This window comes from Streptosporangium sp. NPDC006013 (assembly GCF_040614275.1).
Lineage (GTDB): Bacteria > Actinomycetota > Actinomycetes > Streptosporangiales > Streptosporangiaceae > Streptosporangium.
Genome location: NZ_JBEXUE010000200.1, coordinates 1 through 17,177, shown reverse-complemented (window position 1 = coordinate 17,177; position 17,177 = coordinate 1). Strand labels below are relative to the sequence as shown.

The 17,177-nt window shown below is 69.6% G+C and carries 17 protein-coding genes; 7 read left to right on the top strand and 10 right to left on the bottom strand.

Annotated elements, in window-relative coordinates:
• Positions 1-409: 409 nt before the first annotated feature.
• The 3 genes from ABZ260_RS27335 to ABZ260_RS27325 all read left to right on the top strand — a co-directional run bounded on the left by ABZ260_RS27335 (position 410) and on the right by ABZ260_RS27325 (position 3,406).
• The gene (locus ABZ260_RS27335) at positions 410-1,756 is read left to right on the top strand and encodes an HD-GYP domain-containing protein (RefSeq protein WP_355623261.1); all 1,347 of its coding nucleotides are present in this window, start codon (positions 410-412) and stop codon (positions 1,754-1,756) included.
• Entirely contained in the window at positions 1,753-3,033 is a 1,281-nt protein-coding gene (locus ABZ260_RS27330) for an HD domain-containing phosphohydrolase (RefSeq protein WP_350959587.1), read from the top strand. The genes ABZ260_RS27335 and ABZ260_RS27330 overlap by 4 nt, the downstream gene beginning before the upstream one ends.
• A gap of 160 nt (positions 3,034-3,193) precedes the next feature.
• Complete coding sequence (locus ABZ260_RS27325) at positions 3,194-3,406, top strand: biotin/lipoyl-binding carrier protein (RefSeq protein WP_157594786.1); 213 nt, start codon at positions 3,194-3,196, stop codon at positions 3,404-3,406.
• Here ABZ260_RS27325 and ABZ260_RS27320 read toward each other — a convergent pair.
• Positions 3,396-3,800: a hotdog domain-containing protein gene (locus ABZ260_RS27320; protein ID WP_355564965.1), complete on the bottom strand. Its 405-nt coding sequence runs from the start codon at positions 3,798-3,800 to the stop codon at positions 3,396-3,398. The two genes, ABZ260_RS27325 and ABZ260_RS27320, sit on opposite strands and share 11 nt — an antisense overlap.
• Between ABZ260_RS27320 and ABZ260_RS27315 the strand changes: the two genes are divergently transcribed.
• On the top strand, positions 3,799-4,008 hold the full coding sequence (locus tag ABZ260_RS27315) for a hypothetical protein (RefSeq protein ID WP_350914264.1): 210 nt from the start codon (positions 3,799-3,801) through the stop codon (positions 4,006-4,008). The genes ABZ260_RS27320 and ABZ260_RS27315 overlap by 2 nt on opposite strands.
• A gap of 372 nt (positions 4,009-4,380) precedes the next feature.
• Positions 4,381-6,033 (top strand): serine/threonine protein kinase, encoded by a 1,653-nt coding sequence (locus tag ABZ260_RS27310; protein WP_355623258.1) that lies wholly within the window; start codon positions 4,381-4,383, stop codon positions 6,031-6,033.
• Between the two features lie 155 nt (positions 6,034-6,188).
• Here ABZ260_RS27310 and ABZ260_RS27305 read toward each other — a convergent pair whose 3' ends face one another.
• The 5 genes from ABZ260_RS27305 to ABZ260_RS27285 all read right to left on the bottom strand — a co-directional run bounded on the left by ABZ260_RS27305 (position 6,189) and on the right by ABZ260_RS27285 (position 11,691).
• Complete coding sequence (locus ABZ260_RS27305) at positions 6,189-7,841, bottom strand: acetolactate synthase (protein WP_355623255.1); 1,653 nt, start codon at positions 7,839-7,841, stop codon at positions 6,189-6,191.
• 132 nt (positions 7,842-7,973) lie between these two features.
• Positions 7,974-8,969 carry a biotin synthase BioB gene (gene bioB, locus ABZ260_RS27300; RefSeq protein WP_355623252.1) on the bottom strand — a complete coding sequence of 332 codons (996 nt, stop codon included), beginning with the start codon at positions 8,967-8,969 and terminating at the stop codon, positions 7,974-7,976.
• Between the two features lie 103 nt (positions 8,970-9,072).
• A complete protein-coding gene (bioD, locus tag ABZ260_RS27295; RefSeq protein WP_355623249.1) occupies positions 9,073-9,795 on the bottom strand; it encodes a dethiobiotin synthase in 723 nt (240 codons plus the stop codon).
• A 19-nt stretch (positions 9,796-9,814) separates the two neighbouring features.
• Positions 9,815-10,534 (bottom strand): GntR family transcriptional regulator, encoded by a 720-nt coding sequence (locus ABZ260_RS27290; protein WP_030924850.1) that lies wholly within the window; start codon positions 10,532-10,534, stop codon positions 9,815-9,817.
• Positions 10,531-11,691 (bottom strand): 8-amino-7-oxononanoate synthase, encoded by a 1,161-nt coding sequence (locus tag ABZ260_RS27285; RefSeq protein WP_355623246.1) that lies wholly within the window; start codon positions 11,689-11,691, stop codon positions 10,531-10,533. Before ABZ260_RS27285 ends, ABZ260_RS27290 begins: the two co-directional genes overlap by 4 nt.
• Before the next feature lie 68 nt (positions 11,692-11,759).
• On the opposite strand from ABZ260_RS27285, the gene ABZ260_RS27280 reads away from it, so the two are divergent.
• On the top strand, positions 11,760-13,223 hold the full coding sequence (locus ABZ260_RS27280; RefSeq protein ID WP_355623243.1) for a PAS domain-containing sensor histidine kinase: 1,464 nt from the start codon (positions 11,760-11,762) through the stop codon (positions 13,221-13,223).
• A 390-nt stretch (positions 13,224-13,613) separates the two neighbouring features.
• Here ABZ260_RS27280 and ABZ260_RS27275 read toward each other — a convergent pair whose 3' ends face one another.
• A complete protein-coding gene (locus tag ABZ260_RS27275) occupies positions 13,614-13,868 on the bottom strand; it encodes a WhiB family transcriptional regulator (RefSeq protein WP_030924840.1) in 255 nt (84 codons plus the stop codon).
• Positions 13,869-14,147: 279 nt separating this feature from the next.
• Complete coding sequence (locus ABZ260_RS27270; protein WP_355623240.1) at positions 14,148-15,107, bottom strand: diacylglycerol kinase family protein; 960 nt, start codon at positions 15,105-15,107, stop codon at positions 14,148-14,150.
• A gap of 114 nt (positions 15,108-15,221) precedes the next feature.
• Here ABZ260_RS27270 and ABZ260_RS27265 point away from each other — a divergent pair, with 114 nt between their 5' ends.
• The gene (locus tag ABZ260_RS27265) at positions 15,222-15,605 is read left to right on the top strand and encodes a hypothetical protein (protein ID WP_355623237.1); all 384 of its coding nucleotides are present in this window, start codon (positions 15,222-15,224) and stop codon (positions 15,603-15,605) included.
• Between the two features lie 124 nt (positions 15,606-15,729).
• Here ABZ260_RS27265 and ABZ260_RS27260 read toward each other — a convergent pair whose 3' ends face one another.
• Positions 15,730-16,530 (bottom strand): RNA polymerase sigma factor SigF, encoded by an 801-nt coding sequence (locus tag ABZ260_RS27260; protein WP_030924834.1) that lies wholly within the window; start codon positions 16,528-16,530, stop codon positions 15,730-15,732.
• Positions 16,527-16,919 (bottom strand): anti-sigma factor, encoded by a 393-nt coding sequence (locus tag ABZ260_RS27255; RefSeq protein ID WP_037972535.1) that lies wholly within the window; start codon positions 16,917-16,919, stop codon positions 16,527-16,529. The genes ABZ260_RS27260 and ABZ260_RS27255 overlap by 4 nt, the downstream gene beginning before the upstream one ends.
• Between the last annotated feature and the right edge of the window lie 258 nt (positions 16,920-17,177).

Sequence of the window (17,177 nt, the reverse complement as noted above, 5' to 3'; positions counted from 1 at the left end):
TGGACCGAGGAGAGCGGGGTTGCGAGGAACGAGCGGCCCCGGTCGACGAGGGAAGGAGCCGGGTAAGAGCGGCCGAACCGCGACGCGTTAGCGTCGCCGGCAACTCGTGAGGAACGAGCGGCCTCCCTCGACGAGGGAAGGAGCCGGGTAAGAGCGGCCGAACCGCGACGCGCAGCGTCGCCAGAGGCAGGCCCGAGCCGGGACGCGCTAGCGTCGCCAGCAGTCCGTGATTGATCGGTTACGCTTTGCTTGCGATTGGCCGTCTCGCCCTCCTGATCTGGCTCGCTTCTGTAGCCTGAGTGCGAAATCGACGTGGAGGCAGCGCATGTTGAAGGAAACGGTCGACCCGGCCCACCCCGGGATCTCCTGGACCTGAACGCGCGCCCTTTGGAACCCTAGGGTGGCCGCTTTGCGTGGACTGCCGTGGTTTGCCAAGGTCTATCTGATCCTTGTCATCGGAGCCGCCTTCGTGCTGCTCGGATACAGCGTGGCGGCGGACGGTCGCCTGGATCGGCTCGACTGGTCCAACCTCATGGTGCTTGCCCTGCTGTTCCTGGTGTGCGAGTCGGTGCCCACCCTGCTGAGCGTCAGGCAGGCGGCGGTGTCGGTCAGCTTCTCCGCCGTGCTCGCCGCGGTGGTGCTGCTCGGCCCCGAGGGGGCGGCGCTGGTCGGCATGACGGCCATGTTCAGCGTGCGGCCCGGCCTGCCGCTGGTGAAGCGGCTGTTCAACAGCGCCCAGTTCGCCATCTGCGGCTACGTCGCGGGCCGGGTCTACGTGGCGCTCGGTGGCAGAGCCGAGGTGCCCACCATCGCCGGATTCGACGAGATCATCGTGCCGTTCGCGGGCGCGGCGGCCGTCTTCGTGCCCCTCAACTTCGTCCTGATCGCGTTGGTGCTGGCGGTCACGGGCCAGGCCGATCAGGTGCCGCTGCGGGGCGTGGCCCAGTTCATGGTCTCCTACTTCGGTTACGCCACCTTCGGCCTGCTGATCGCGGGGCTGTGGGCCACGGTCAATTCGATCTCCGCGGTGCTCGTGCTGCTCCCACTCTTCGTGGCCCGCTGGGCCTTCGGCCAGTACCTCGCGCAGCAGCGCTCCTACGACGCCACGATCGCCGCGCTCTGCCAGGCGGTGGAGACCAAGGACTACTACACGCGCGGCCACTGCACCCGCGTCTCCCTGGCCGCGGGAATGATCGCTGAGGAGATCGGCATGGGGTCCGAGCGGTTGCGCGCGATCCGCTACGCCGGGATGCTCCACGACGTGGGCAAGCTGGGCGTGCCGACCAAGGTGCTGCAGAAGGACGGCCCGCTCAGCGAGGAGGAGTTCGCGGCCATCCAGCTCCATCCGATGCGCGGGCTGGAGATCGTGCGCGGCATCGACTTCCTGGACGAGGCGTTCGCCGGGATCATGCACCATCACGAGCGGCAGGACGGCAAGGGCTACCCGATGGGGCTGGCGGGGGACGAGATCCCGGAGTTCGCCAGGATCATCGCGGTGGCCGACGCCTTCGACTCGATGACCTCGGACCGTTCCTACCGCAATGCCCGTCCACGCGAGGTGGCCATGACCGAGCTGCGCAAGGGCGCCGGCACTCAGTTCGACCCGGTGATGGTCGTGGCGTTCATCAAGGCGGTCGACCGCGACGGCTGGGAGCCGCCGCGCACCGTCGTCACACCTCCGGCCGACGTGGCGGAGACCACCACGAAGGACCACGACGACCCGACCATGCCCATTCAGGTGGTGTCCGAGCGATGAACGGCTCCGGCGCCAACCGGGCTTTCCAGGCGCTCGACTCGGGTCAGCTGCTGCTGATCTGCGCGGCGGGCCTGCTGGCGGTGGCCGGGGTGGCCCACACGGCCGCGACAGGGCTGCTCGATCCCCAGATCGCCGTCGCCTTCGGCGCGTTGATCGCGGCGGGGGAACTGGCCAGGCTGACCATGCCCGGCAACAGGGAGGTGGCGCCGATCGGCGCGGCGGCCGCGCTCGGTTACACGCTCCTGCTGGACATGGGCGGTGTTCCCACCCGGCACTCGGCGCTCCAGGTCGTCGCGGTGCTCTCGGTCGGCATGGTCGCCGGGGCGCTGCCGCACCTCGCGGTGGGCCGCCCACCCCGCCTGGACGCGATGGCGCGCAGGCTGCTCACCGGCGCCCTGCTCGCGCTGGCCTACCGGCCGCTGGCAGGCCCGCTGTTCGACCTGGCCAGGGGCGATGAGAGCGGCTGGTGGCCCGCACTCGGAGTGATGGCCCTGTTCATCCTGCTCATGGTGGTGGCCGACGTGCTGCTGGCCGCCGCGCTCCGGGCCGAGCAGGTGCGTGCCGCCTTCAAGGTGGCCGTTCACGACGAGCTGTGGATGGCCGCGCCGTTGGGGGTCGCCGTCGCGGCCTCGGGCATCCTGCTCGCGCTCGCCTCGCACAGCATGGACATGGCCGCACTGCTGGTCTTCGCGGCGCCGCTGCTGGTCACCCAGGTCGCCTTCCGCAAGTACGCCGGGATCAGGGCCACCTATCTGCAGACCGTACGAGCGTTGTCGCGGGTCACCGAGGTCGGCGGTTATGTCGAGCCGGGGCATTCCCGCCGGGTGAGCCGCCTGGCGGTGGCGGTCGGGCGGGAGCTCGGCACGGCCGAGCCCGAGTTGCTGGAGCTCGAATACGCCGCGCTCATGCACGACATCGGTCAGCTGTCGCTGCGCGACCCGATTCCCGGCGGCGCCACGGTTCTCACCGACCCCGAGCAGGCGCGGCGCATCGCCGAGCTGGGCGCGGAGGTGATCAAGCAGACCGGGGTGCTGGACCGGGTGGCCGAGATCGTCCGTCGTCAGTGTGACACCTGCGCCGAGACGCCGCCCACGGCCAGCCGCATCATCAAGGCGGCCAACGCCTACGACGATCTCGTGGGTGGTTCCAGTGACCGCGATCGGGCAGGCGCCGCGCTGGAGCGTCTCCGGCTCGGCGCGGGCAAGGAGTACGATCCGACGGTCGTCGAGGCGATGGCCAGAGTGATCGACAGGCTGGCCCCGATCCATCGGCTTTAGGCTTTTCCTATAGCTGAACGCTGGCTGCGGCTCTGCCTGGAGCTGCTGGAACGGCCGGAGTCCGTCGACGGAAAGTACGACACAGGACTGGTGACTCGCATGCGAGCGTGATCAGCTCTGTCTGGCACAGTTGAAGAACGTTGAACGATGGGAGTTTCCGGTGGCTGAGATCCGCGCTGAGATGGTGGCGAATGTCTGGAAGGTCCTCGTGGCCGAGGGGGACACCGTAGAGGACGGCGACACCCTGCTCATTCTTGAGTCGATGAAGATGGAGATCCCGGTCCTCACCGAGGACGACGGCGTGATCGCCAAGCTGCAGGTCGCCGAGGGCGACGTCATCCAGGAGGGCGACCTGATCGCCGTCATCGAGTAGTTCCGCCCCCGCTCCCGGGAGTGAGGCGCGCGAGGAAGCGCTCGCGGTCGACGACGACGCGCTCGATGGTTCCGCTCGCGACGACGGACTTCCGATCGCGGGCGGTGAAGCCGAAGACCAGGCGGCGGCCGTCGACCTCGGTGAGTTCGACGGCGACCTCGATGTGCGTGCCGACCGGGCTGGCCGCCAGGTGCTCCAGAGAGACCCGTGTGCCCACGGAGGTCTGGCCGGGGGCCAGAGCTCCAGCGACCGCCTGGAGGGTCGCCTGTTCCGCGAGAGCCAGCACGCGGGGGGTGGCCAGCACGGGGACGTCCCCGCTGCCGACCTTCGTCGCGGTGTCCTCCTTCTCCACCATGGTGAGAAGCCGTGCCTGCAGACCGGGAGCGAGCGTCATGCGCGCCAGCATAGGCTCTGGTCCCGTGACCCCGTACTGCGACCACTGCGGCCGCCCGGAGGGCGAGGCCGACCACGCCGGGTGCCAGGCCGCGCGCGTGATGGAGCCGCCCCGTTACTGTGCCCGCTGCCGCCGCCGGATGGTGGTGCAGGTGACCCCCGGCGGCTGGTCCGCGCGCTGCGCCGAGCACGGTGTGACAAGCGGCTGACGGTGAACACCATGTGCCGGCTTTTTCGCCCGAATGTGGTTCGGTGGAGATGGGTCGCTTTCGCCCCGGCTCACGTCTTATCTGCGTAGTCTTGTAGGGTTTTACGGACTTTGCTGATGTGCTGTGGGTTGCCGTTGCGGTACCCGGGTCGGCTGTTTCGGGTATGACGCCCGAGTTGCCCCGGGCGCAAGGGTCTGCAAGGTGTACAAGTACGCCCAAAATTGCCGGGGTTTGTGCGATGCTACGGCACGCGTCTTGTTTGCGAGCCATACGGCATGCAGGGTTTCGTTACAGCGCCGTGATGGTGCCGCGATGCGAATCCGCTTTGTTGGAGAGCCCTGGCGTAGGAGTGGAGAGGGTTACGGGGGAGTAATGGTGGCCCAAGGCACGACGCTGGCGGGGCGGTATCGCCTGGATACCCGCATCGGCGCCGGCGGTATGGGCGAGGTGTGGAAGGGCGAGGACATGGTCCTGGCCCGCACCGTCGCCGTCAAGGTGCTGCTCCCGGGCCGTACCGACGATCCGGGCTTCCTGGTTCGCTTCCAGGGCGAGGCCAGGGCGATGGCGACGATCAACCATCCCGGGGTCGTCGACGTGTACGACTACGGGGTTCACGAGGTACCCGGCGCGGGGGCTACGGCGTACCTGGTGATGAAGTTCGTCGACGGCGAGCCGCTCGACCGCCTGCTCGGGCGGCTGCGACGCATCGCCCCCGGGGCCGCGATGGACCTCATCTCCCAGGCGGCCTCGGCGCTGCAGGCGGTCCACGACCAGGGCATCGTCCACCGGGACATCAAGCCGGGCAACCTGCTGGTGCGCTCGGACGGCACCCTGGTGCTCACCGACTTCGGCATCGCCAGATCCGACACCGCCAGCCGGCTGACGGACGCGGGCATGGTGCTCGGCACCGCCGCCTACTGCGCGCCGGAGCAGGCGGAGGGCGCACCCGTCACGCCCGCCGTGGACATCTACGCGCTGGGCGTGGTGGCGTACGAGTGCCTGGCCGGGCAGCGCCCGTTCGACGGTGACACGCCGGTCACCATCGCGCTCAAGCACATCCGCGAGGCGCCGCCGCCGCTGCCGCCGGACGTCCCGCCCGCGATCCGGGCGCTTGTGGAGCGCTCCCTCGCCAAGGATCCGGCCCGGCGCTTCCCCAGTGCCGCCGCCATGAGCGCCGCCGCCAGGCAGGCGGCCTTCGGCGCGGAGGGTGCCACCGCGCTGTCGCCGCAGGCAGGAAACGTCCCGGAGACCGGATGGCAGGTGCAGGCACCCCAGCAGGGACAGACCGGCTGGCAGGGCCAGGGACCGGCCATGCCGCAGACGGGTGGCTGGCAGGACGCGGTGCAACACCCCACCACGTCGGCGCACGGGGTGGGACCGGCCACCGAGACGGTCTCGCAGCACCGCGGTCGCCGCGCCGCGCGGAAGCAGGGGCGCAAGGGAGGGGTGATCGCGGCGTCGGTGGCGGCGGGCGCGATATGTGTCGGCCTCGTCACGGTGGCGATCAACGGGTTGGCGGCCTCAGGGTCGGTCCCTGACCCCGACCTCATGGGGGGGCAAACGGTGCCCACCGTCAGCGTGTCGCCGACGCCGCCGAAGAAGGGACCTCGCAAGCCGCCGTCCCCCACTCCCACGGTGACCCGCCTGACCCCGAACGATCGGCCCACGCCGACGGCGACCCAGGAGGACAAGCAGCCGTCTCCCACCGCGGAGGCCACGAAGACGCGGACCCCCACTCCTACTCCCACCGTCACTCCCACCCCGACCCTGCTGCCGAAGAAGAGTGTTCCCGCCACCATCGGGATGACGCCGGAGGCGGCGGCCGCGACGCTCAAGCAGGCGGGCTTCACGTCGAAGCTCTCCTACAGCGCCGACGTCGATCGTTCGGGGTGTGTCGAGGTGGTCGAGTCCCGCCCCGGCGCGGGAACGATGTGGAGCCCTTCCAAGCCGGTGGAGATCATCGCCGTCAACGTCGACTGCCCGCCCACGCCCACCCCGACGCCCACCCCGACCCCCAAGCTCTAGGCAGGCAAGGTAACGGCGGCTGTCCCGCGGGGGACCTTCTTCCCCTTCGGGGGCGGGCGGTGCCTCGCCGCGTCGTCGGTACGCCGCGGTGACCGACGACGCGGCGAGGCACCAGCCGGCCGATCCCCGTCACGGCGAGATCCGCCGGGCAGGGCCTAGATGCCCGTGGTCTGGCGGGGGTAGGCCACCGAGGGGTCGGTGGCGATGTTGACCATGTAGGGCACACCGGAGTCGAACGCGCGGCGCAGGGCCGGGCCGATCTGCGAGGGGTCGGTGACGAGCTCACCGCCACCGCCGAGGGCGGTCACCACCTGGTCGTAGCGGCACTGCGGCTGGAGGTCCGCGGCCACGTCGTAGCCGTAGAGCATCTGCATGGGGTGCTTCTCCAGGCCCCACATGCCGTTGTTGCCGCAGATCATCACGACCGGCAGGCGGTGCCGCACGAGCGTGTCGACGTCCATCAGCGAGAAGCCGGCCGCACCGTCGCCGAGCAGCAGCACCACCTGCGAGGAGGGACGGGCCACCCTGGCGGCGATGGCGTAACCCAGGCCCGTGCCCAGGCAGCCGTACGGGCCCGGGTCGAGCCAGTTGCCCGGCTGCTTCGGCTCGACGTACTTGCCCGCGTACGAGACGAAGTCACCGCCGTCGCCGATCACCACGGCGTCGTCGGCGAGGAGCTTGCCCAGCTCGCCGTAGATCCGCATCGGGTGGATCGGGTCGGCCGCGGACTCGAGCAGGGCGGCGTCGGCGGCGATGGCGGCCGAGGCCGCCTCGGAGAGCCGGGTCACCCAGGGCGCGTAGGCCTTGGGGGACACGCCCGCTTCGGCGCAGGCCGTGCCAAGCCCCCAGAAGAGCAGCGAGAGGTCGCCGGCGGCGGTGCCCGCGGGCTCCATGTGCGTGGTCAGCTGCGACGGCGCGTCGGCCAGGTGCACGACCTTGGCGAGCGGAGTGCCGTCCTTGCCGCCGAACCAGCCGTAGCCGAGGCGGAAGTCGATCGGGGTGCCGGCCACGATCACTAGGTCGGCCTGGGAGAACGCCGTTCCCCTGGCCCGGGTGACCAGCAGTTCGTGGCCGGCGGGCAGGATGCCGCGGCCCTGGCCGTTGGGGATGACCGGCAGGCGGTATTCCTCGGCGAAGCTCCTGGCGACCTCCTCGGCGCGGTCCATCCACACGTCGGAGCCGAGCACCAGCACCGGGCGCTGGGCCTCGGCGATCAGGCGGGCGATCGCGGCCAGCGCGTCGGGGTCGGGCTCCAGCGGCGACGGGGTCAGCGTCTCGGGGTCCTCTTCGAGCGCAGGCGCGGCCGAGAAGAGGTGGTCCATGTGGAAGTCGAGGAAGACGGGGCCGCGGTGCGGGGCGAGGGCGGTGCGGAAGGCCATCTCCACGTCCTGCGCGACGGAGTCGGCGCCCGAGCCGGTGAAGGCCAGCTTGGTGATCGGTGCGAACAGCGGCGGGTGGTCGATCTCCTGCAGCGCACCCGAACCCCACCGGGACTGGGGGGCACGGCCTCCCATGACCACGACGGGCGAGCCGTTGAAGTGCGCGGTGGCCACTCCGCTGACGCCGTTGGTGATGCCGGGGCCCGCGGTGAGCACGGCCAGCCCGGGTTTACGGGTGAGCCGCGCGGTCGCCTCGGCGGCGAAGACCGCGCTCTGCTCGTGGCGGACGTCCAGGATGGGCATCCCCTCGTGGACCGCGCCGTCGTAGAGCGGGAAGACATGTCCACCGGACAGGGTGAACATGGTCTCGATGCCGTATGCCTTGGAGATGGCGACCGCGATGTCACCTGCGTGCTTCGGAGACTCCATATCGCGCAACCTACCAGTCAGTCACTTAGCCGAACAGGGATTGTTCTCCCTGCCCAGATCCCCTCGCCTAATGCGGGCAGCACATATGGCATCCGGCTGGAGATAAGGGACCGGCATTCGTCGGCGGGAGGCTCAGAGAGTGTCGGAGAGCGCCTTGATGGGCATCTTCAGGTCCGCCAGCAGGCCGAGGTCGGCCTCGGCCGAGCGGCCCAGGGTGGTCAGGTAGTTCCCCACGATGATCGCGTTGATGCCGCCGAGCATGCCGTCGCGGGTGCCCAGGTCGCCCAGGGTCAGCTCGCGACCGCCCGCGTAGCGCAGGATCGTGCGGGGCAGCGCGAGCCTGAAGGTGGCGATCGTCCGGAGCGCCTCGGACCCCTCCAGCAGCGGGAAGGACTCGAAGGGCGTGCCGGGGCGCGGGTTGAGGAAGTTCAGCGGGACCTCGTCGGGCGCCAGCTCGCCCAGCTGCCCGGCGAACTCGGCCCGCTGCTCCCGCGTCTCGCCCATGCCCACGATGCCGCCGCAGCACAGTTCCATGCCGGCCTCGCGCACCATCAGGCAGGTGTCCCAGCGCTCCTCCCAGGTGTGGGTGGTGACGACCTTCCCGAAGTGCGACCTCGCGGTCTCCAGGTTGTGGTTGTAGCGGTGCACGCCCATCTCGGCCAGCTCGTCGACCTGTGCCTGGGTGAGCATGCCCAGCGAGCATGCGACGTTGATGTCGACCGCCTCGCGGATCGCCTTCACGCTCTGGCGGACCTGGTCCATCAGGCGCTGGTCGGGTCCCCGTACGGCGGCCACGATGCAGAACTCGGTCGCCCCGGTCGCGGCGGTCTCCCTGGCGGCCTCGACCAGAGAGGGGATGTCCAGCCAGAGGGAGCGGACCGGGGAGGAGAACTGCCCCGACTGCGAGCAGAAGTGGCAGTCCTCGGGGCAGCCGCCGGTCTTGAGGGAGACGATCCCCTCGACCTCCACCTCGGGACCGCACCACTTCATCCGCACCTCGTGGGCCAGGGCCAGCAGCTCGGCCAGGCGGTCGTCCGGCAGCTCCAGGCAGCGCAGGGCCTGCGCGGCGTCGAGACCACGGCCTTCCGCCAGCACCTGCGTCCTGGCGATCTCGAGGATGTCGCTCATCAAATACCTCCAGCGTGGAGATCCCGGGTGCGGCCCCGGGAAGGGGCGGGATCCCCGGCTTCCACCGGGGAGGACGTCGAGCGGTTCGGATCCGCGGTCGTGGCTACGGGGAAAGCCTAAGGGTGGTGCGGAAGGCGGCGGGGTCGAAACCACCGCCCAGCGCCGGCCCCAGCCCGGAGTGGGCGGCGCGGGCGAAGGCATCGCGCTCCAGCAGCCCGGCACCCTCGGGAAGGGCGCCCGTCAGCGGCCGGGCGGCCAGCATCTCCAGATCCGCGACGTTGCTCCGCTCGGCGAGACCGGGCGCGGCCGGCCAGGAGCCGATCACCACCCCGGCCGGCTCCAGCCCTCGGTGGGCCATCGCCTCCAGCGTCAGCGCGGTGTGGTTGAGCGTGCCCAGCCCGGCCCTGGTCACCAGGAGCACCGGTGCCGAGAGCGCCCTGGCCAGGTCGGCCAGGGTCGCGCCCTCCTCGTCGAAGCGGACGAGGAGCCCGCCCGCCCCCTCGACGATCACCAGCCGGTGTGAGTCGGCCAGCTCGCCGACCCGGTCCGCCACCCGGGCGAGGGAGACCGGCGGCAGACCGGCCAGGCGCGCCGCCGCCGCGGGAGACAGCGCGGCGGGGTATCTGGCCGACTCGAAGGTCGTCCGTACCCCGGACAGCCGGATGACGTCGTCCACGTCGCCGGGTTCGGTGTCCGACACCCCGGTCTGCGCGGGTTTCACCACGGCCACGGAGGAGCCCCGCTCCCTGGCGAGCGAGGCCACCGCCGCGGTGACGACGGTCTTTCCCACCCCGGTGTCGGTCCCGGTGACCACGAGAATGCTCACCCGTCCCAGCTTAGGTGGGTCAGGGGCGACGCAGGCGGGTGACGAACTTGTAGCGGTCGCCCCGGTACAGGGACTGGGCCCACTCGACCGGGTTGCCGTCCGCGTCGAAGGCGTGCCTGGTGAGCAGGAGCAGCGGCAGGCCCGCGTCGACGCCGAGCACCTGCGCGTCGTACGGGGTGGCCAGCACGGTCTCGATGATCTCCTCGGCGTCGGTCAGTCGCACGTTGTACGCGTTGTACAGCGTCTCGTACAGCGAGGAGTGCATCTCCAGCTCCCGCCGCAGGCGGGGGAAACGCCGGGCCGACAGGTGGGTGGTGTCGATCGACATCGGCTCGCCGCTGGCCAGGCGTAGCCGGTGGATGCGCAGCACGCGGCCGCCGGCGTTGATGGCCAGGCGGCGGGCCAGCTGCTCGTCGGCGGTGACGTAGCTGATGTCAAGGATCTTGGTGTCGGGTTCGAGGCCGACGGTCCGCAGATCCCCGGTGTAGGAGGTCAGCTGGAGGACCTGGGCGACCTTGGGCTGTGCGACGAACGTCCCCTTGCCCTGGATGCGCACCAGGCGACCCTCGACCACGAGCTCGGACAGGGCCTGGCGCACCGTGGTGCGCGACGTCTCGAAGCGGACCGCGAGGGCTCGCTCGGGGGGCAGGGCGCTGCCCGCAGGCAGGCTCTTGGTGAGGGTGAGCAGGCTGCGCTTGACGTCGTAGTATTTCGGGATTCTCGGGGAGTCGTCGCTCACATGGTCACCTTCATCTCGGCCACGGCGGTGAGTGCACCCCTGATCACCGCTAGATCGTCGGAACTCAGATTGGCCCGTGCCGTCAACCGCAGGCAAGAGCGGCCGACCGGCACCGAGGGCGGCCGGAAGCATCCGGTGCGCACCCCGTGTTCCGCACAGATGAGGGCGGCCCGAAGTGCGATCTCGGGTGGGCCGAGCACTACGGGGACGACCGCACCCGCCGGATCGCCGCTCTCCAGGCCGAGATCGCGGGCCATAGCGGCCAGCTTCCTCGCCATGGTTCGCACGCGTCCGGGCAGTTCGGGCTGATGGTGAAGGATATCGACAGCGGCGAGTGCCGCGGCCACGCTGCCGGGTGCCAGCCCGGTGTCGAAGATGAACGACCGGCCCGTGTCCACAAGGGTTTGGATGACCTCGGGCGCGCCCAGTACGGCTCCGCCCTGGGCACCCAGGGACTTGGACAGTGTGATCGTTCTCACAATGCCCGGTTCGGCCGCCAGCCCCGCGGCGTGTACAGCGCCCTGTCCGCGCGGCCCGATGACCCCGATCGCGTGGGCCTCGTCGACGACCAGCAGCGCACCCTGCCGCACCGTCGCCGCGTGCAGCTCCGCGAGCGGGGCCAGATCGCCGTCCACGGAGAAGACCGCGTCCGTGACCACGATCGCGTGCTCCTCGTCCCGGCAGGCCAGCGCCCTCTCCACGGCGGCGACGTCCCGGTGCGGGGTGACCACGACCCGCGAGCGCGACAGCCGGCAGGCGTCCACTATCGACGCGTGGTTGCCCGCCTCGGAGACCACCAGGGCGCCCCTGCCCAGAGCCGCGACGGCGGCCAGGTTGGCCAGGTAGCCGGAGGAGAACACCAGGGCGCCCTCCGCGCCGGTGAAGGCGCACAGTCGTGCCTCCAGGCGCGCGTGCAGGGCCGTGGAGCCGGTGACCAGGCGGGACCCCGTGGAGCCGGTACCCCAGGTGCGTGTCGCCGCCACGGCCGCCTCGGCCAGCCGCTCGTCCCTGGCCAGGCCGAGGTAGTCGTTGGAGGCCAGATCGACGAGGCCGTCGTCGTCCGGTGTGCGGGCGCGCAGGGTCCGCCGCAGCCCCGCGGCGTCCCTCGTGGCCGCCGCCGTACGGAACCGGGCCAGCGGATCAGGGATCTGCTCCATAAGCGGCATCTTTTCAGCAGGACTCACCCGATTCGCGTTCGGGCCTGGAAAGAACGCATGATGCACGAGTGCCGACTCTAAGCGACCTGGCGGTCCGTCACACCGCGCTCGACGATGCGGACCTTGAGTGGATGCACTCGCTGGTCTCCGACTGGCAGCTCCTCGCGGACCTGTCCTTTGCCGACCTGATCCTGTGGATCCCGCTGAAGGACGGCTCCGGCTGGGTCGCGATCGCGCAGATGCGGCCCACCACCGGGCCGACCGTCTATCACGACGACATCGTGGGCATGATCGCGGCGAGGGGCGAACGGCCGCTGCTGGAGACCGCCTGGAACGAGCGGCGCATCTGCCGCGAGGGCGATCCGGACTGGTCGAGCGGGGTGCCGGTGCGCGAGGAGACCATTCCCGTGCGGCGGGCCGACCACTTCCTGGGCGTCATCCAGCGCTCGACGAACCTGTCCTCCGCGCGGACCCCCTCCAGGCTGGAGCTGACGTACCTGCAGAGCGCCTCCGACCTGGCCCAGATGGTGGCCGAGGGCCGCTTCCCGTTCTCCGGTGCGGAGCCGATCCTGGTCCGCTCCCCGCGGGTGGGCGACGGGCTGCTCCGGCTCGACCGGGCGGGCCGTGTCACGTACGCCTCGCCGAACGCGCTGTCGGCCTACCGGCGGCTGGGCCTCACCGCCGACCTGGTCGGTGCGGAGCTGGGCCGTACGACCGCCACGCTCTGTTACTCCGACGAGCCCATCAACGAGAACCTGATGATCGTCGCGAGCGGGCGAGAGCCCAGGGAGACGGAGGTGGAGTCGGGCGGCACCGTGGTGCAGCTGCGGGCGATCCCGCTGATCGTCGGTGGCGGAAGGATCGGCGCTCTGGTGCTCATCAGGGATGTGACCGAGCTGCGCCGCCGTGAGCGAGAGCTGATGACCAAGGACGCCACCATCAGGGAGATCCACCACCGGGTGAAGAACAACCTGCAGACGGTGGCCGCGCTGCTGCGGCTCCAGGCCAGGCGGCTGCGGCTGCCGGAGGGCAGGGAGGCGCTGGAGGAGGCGGTACGCAGGGTCGGGTCGATCGCGATCGTGCACGAGACGCTCTCCCACACGCCCGAGGAGCAGGTGGACTTCGATGACATCGCGGACAGGGTGATCGCGATGACGGGAGAGGTCGCGGCCCCGGAGACGCAGGTCGTGCCGCGCCGGGTGGGGAGCTTCGGGGTGCTGCGCTCGGAGATCGCGACGCCGCTGGCGATGGTCCTCACGGAGTTGCTGCAGAACGCGGTCCAGCACGGGCTGGCGCAGCGTCAGGGTAAGCTCCAGGTGATCGTGTCGCGCGGGGCCGAGCGGTTGGACGTGATCGTGTCCGACAACGGCAGCGGGCTGCCGGAGGACTTCGACCTGGACCAGACCACCAGTCTGGGGTTGCAGATCGTACGGACCCTGGTGGTGGGCGAGTTGTCCGGGCGGCTGGCCATCGAGCCGCGACAGGGCGGCGGCACCGAGGTGAGCCTGAGCATCCCCCTCCCCGCGGCTTGAGCGGCGGGGCAGGGAAACCGCGTCAGATCGAAACCTCACAGCGAGGCCGCATCGCCGACCGGACCAAGGAGCGGAACATCCTTACCGCAACGCGTGGCGTCGCCGTTGACGCAACGCGAAACGGAACAAACGAAGAGGTAGGAAACCAGGTCAGAGCGCTTCACCACAACGCCACGCCGGTGACCGGTCAGATGCCACCTTGGGGACGTGCTCATGCCCTACCCCGAGGGACTACCGTGAGGCCGCGCCGGGGACTGGACTGAGGAGTGAAGGAGCGAAGCGGATGAACGACGAGGGAAGGAGCCGGGTCTGAGCGGCCTCACTGCGACGCGCAGCGTCGCCATCGGCACGCGGCCGAACCGCGACGCGTTAGCGTCGCAGTAAACACTGTTAAACGCTACTGCGGGCGCGGGCTCGGGCCGTACGGCGCTTGAAGGCGCGTCGCTCGTCCTCGCTCAGGCCGCCCCAGACACCGGCGTCCTGCCCGGACTCCAGCGCCCACTTCAGGCATGCTTCACTGATGGTGCAAGTACGGCAGACCTGCTTCGCTTCTTCGATCTGCATCAGGGCGGGGCCGGTGTTGCCGATCGGGAAGAACAGCTCGGGGTCCACGTCACGGCAGGCAGCTCGGTGGCGCCAGTCCATGCGTCCACTCCTTAGTAAAGAGGAGCCCTTACGCGCTCCAACGGCTCACTTTGTGAAGAGTTTCACTAACCAGCGCGAACAACTCCCCGATCCGTGGTTCGGCTCGGGGCACGTCCGCTTGATCGCCGATGGCCTGGGAGCGGGGTGCCGCTCAAAGGTCCTACGTTCCGACGTCAATCTCGAGATTGTCAGCCACGCTCAGTACACGCAAGAGGTTTGGAAGAAGGTTTTGCCTGAAATGGATGTCGGATGCGTCACACAATGACGGGATGTAACGGGTTAGACCAAGACTCGTAACGCGTTAGGGATAGAGCGGAACGTTATCCTCTCAACCTCCCCCAGGTAGTCCCCGTCCAGCTGAAACGCCACGGGCCGCCCAGCACTCAGCGTGAACTCTCTCTCGTCATGGAGCTGCACCAGATGACGGCCGGTGGGCAGAGTGTCGCGGGCGCCGATGATCTGAGGCATCAGCTGGAGCATGCTCGGCAGGCCCAGGCGCTGCAGGCCCAGCAGGTCAAGGCCGGTCTCGAAGCTCGCCCACGGGGTCGGTGAGACCGGCCGCGGGCCGATGTACGTCCAGGGTGAGGTGTTGGAGACGACGGCCATGTAGATGCCGCCGGTCGGCGGCACCTCCGGCCCCTCGACGGTCATCGAGGGGTGACGCTTGTCCGTCGACATGTAGTGGTGTAACGCGGTGTTCACATAGCGCGCGGGCGTGGCCTTGCGGCCGGTGCCCCTTATCCCCTCGACCGCCCTGACCACCTCGGCGTCGTACCCCAGGCCACTACAGAACGTGAAATATCTAGTCTGGTCATCCCAGATCGCCTGACCGAGGCCGACGATCCGCTGCCGGCCGTCACGGATCGCCTCCAGGATCGCCCCCACCGCCTCGACCGGGCTGTTCGGCAGGCCGAGGGCCCTGGCGAAGACGTTGGCGCTGCCGCCGGGGATGGCCAGCAGCGCCGGTCGGTCGACCGAACTGCCCTCGTCGCCGCCCTTTCCGTCCACCGGGTCGAGCAGCCCGTTCACTGCCTCGTTGATGGTGCCGTCACCGCCCAGTACGGCCAGCACGTCGTAACCGGAGGCGTGGGCCTTGCGGGAGAGCTGTGTCGCGTGTCCCCGGTAGCCGGTCTCCTCGACGGTCAGGTTCATCGTCGCGCTCAGCGCCCTGATGAGCACATCCCTGGTCCGCTGGTTGGTCGTCGTCGCCTTCGGATTCACCAGGAGCATCGCGCGCATAATCTCAGCGTATCCGCCGGACCCCGGACTTCCGTCGAAACCCGACCTTCCGTCAAGACCTGAGCCGGGACGGCAAAGAACGGTGTGGCGCCCCCCGGCGATAGGGTTGACACCGTGTCGAACCGTCCGATGACCCTCACCGTCGCCGCCGCCGTCATGGCTGTGGAAGGCACCACAGCTCTGCTCCTCGGCGGCTACGTCGGCGTGGAGACCGTGATCGGCCGGTCATCCGACCTGATGACCTCGATCGCCGTCGCGGTGTGCGGGATCATCATCGGCGCGGCTCTGCTCTGGGTCGGCTGGGGCATGATCCAGGTCGAGCGGTGGACTCGGAGTCCGGGTGTGGTGACGCAGATCTTCGCCATCCCGATCTCGGTCACGCTGATCCAGTCCGACCAACTGGTGATCGGCATCTCGCTGATCACCCTGGTGGTGATCGGACTGGTCACGCTACTGTCTCCGCCGACGACGCACGCCCTCTACGGGGACCAGGATTAGGCACGTGCCCACCGGGGCCGGTCAGACGGGGCCTCGCCGCATTGTCACAGGTCACCGCGGCACACCGCGGTTCCCTCCGCCGCCTTGTACGAGGCACCACCTGACCGATCCGCGCAGGCAGGCCCTAGTCGTCCACGGTCAGGCCCTCGCGGAGCTGGGCGAGTGTCCTGGCGAGCAGCCGGGACACGTGCATCTGCGAGATGCCGAGCTCGGTGGCGATCTGGGACTGTGTCATGTTGCCGAAGAAACGCAGCAACAGGATTCGCTTCTCGCGCGGAGGCAGCCGCTCCAGCAGGGGCTTGAGCGACTCGCGGTACTCGACGCCCTCCAGGGAGTCGTCCACGATGCCGAGGGAGTCGGCCACCGCCGGCGCGTCGTCGTCGCCGGAGTCGGGCGCGTCGAGGGAGACCGTGGAGTAGGCGTTGGCCGACTCCAGCCCTTCGAGCACCTCCTCCTCGCTCATCTTCAGGAACGTGGCCAGCTCGGCCACGGTCGGCGCGCGTCCCTCCCGCTGGGAGAGCTCGCTGATCGCCTTGGTGAGCGAGAGCTTCAGCTCCTGCAGCCGGCGCGGCACACGGACCGCCCAGCCCTTGTCACGGAAGTGACGTTTGATCTCGCCGACGATCGTCGGGGTGGCGTAGGTGGAGAACTCCACGCCGCGGCCGAGATCGAAACGGTCGATCGACTTGATCAGACCGATGGTCGCGACCTGTGTGAGGTCGTCCAGCCACTCGCCCCGGTTGCGGAACCGGCGGGCGAGATATTCGACGAGGGGCAGGTGGAGCTCGACGAGCTCGTCACGGATGCGCTGGCGCCGGGGGTCGTCGGAGGTCAACTCCACCAGCTCTGCGAAGAGCAGGCGCGCACGCACCCGGTCGGGCACCGCGTGGTCGCTGGCGGCCATGGCACGAGTCCTTTCCGTCACGCCGGCCTCGCCGCGCCTCGGCGCTTGCGGAGGACGATCGCCATACGGTCGGGGGAGTCGGTTACGGCATCCACATCATCAGCCAGGGCGGTGAGCACCATCCACGCGAAATCGTCGCGCTTCGGGGGGGTGCTTCCCACCGTGCTGACCTCAACCCGCACCTTCATCAACTGCCCGGTGAGTTCGAACTCGGCGGTCAGATCGGTGCCGGGGACAGCCTGGGTCAGCAGCATCGCACACGCCTCATCGACCGCGATCCGTAGATCCTCGATCTCGTCCAGCGTGAAGTCCAGCCGTACGGCAAGTGCGGCTGTCGCCGTACGCAGCACGGACAGATAAGCACTCGTTGCCGGCAGCCGGACGCTCACCACGTCACGGATCCCGCCCATGCCGACCGCGGGCGCCTCGGTGTGTTCGGTCACGTTCCTCCTCGCAGAGTCGCTGACTGCAACCTACAGCCCTGAGACGGTGGTTGGCCCATTTGGACTCGCGATCGGGGCGATTTGACTGTATTGATTACGAAGCTAGCGCGTGTCGTTCCTATGGCGACGCTGCGCGTCGCGGTTCGGCCCTGTGCTGACTGCGACGCTGGCGCGTCGCGGTTCGGCCGCTCTTACCCGGCTCCTTCCCTCGTCGACCGGGGCCGC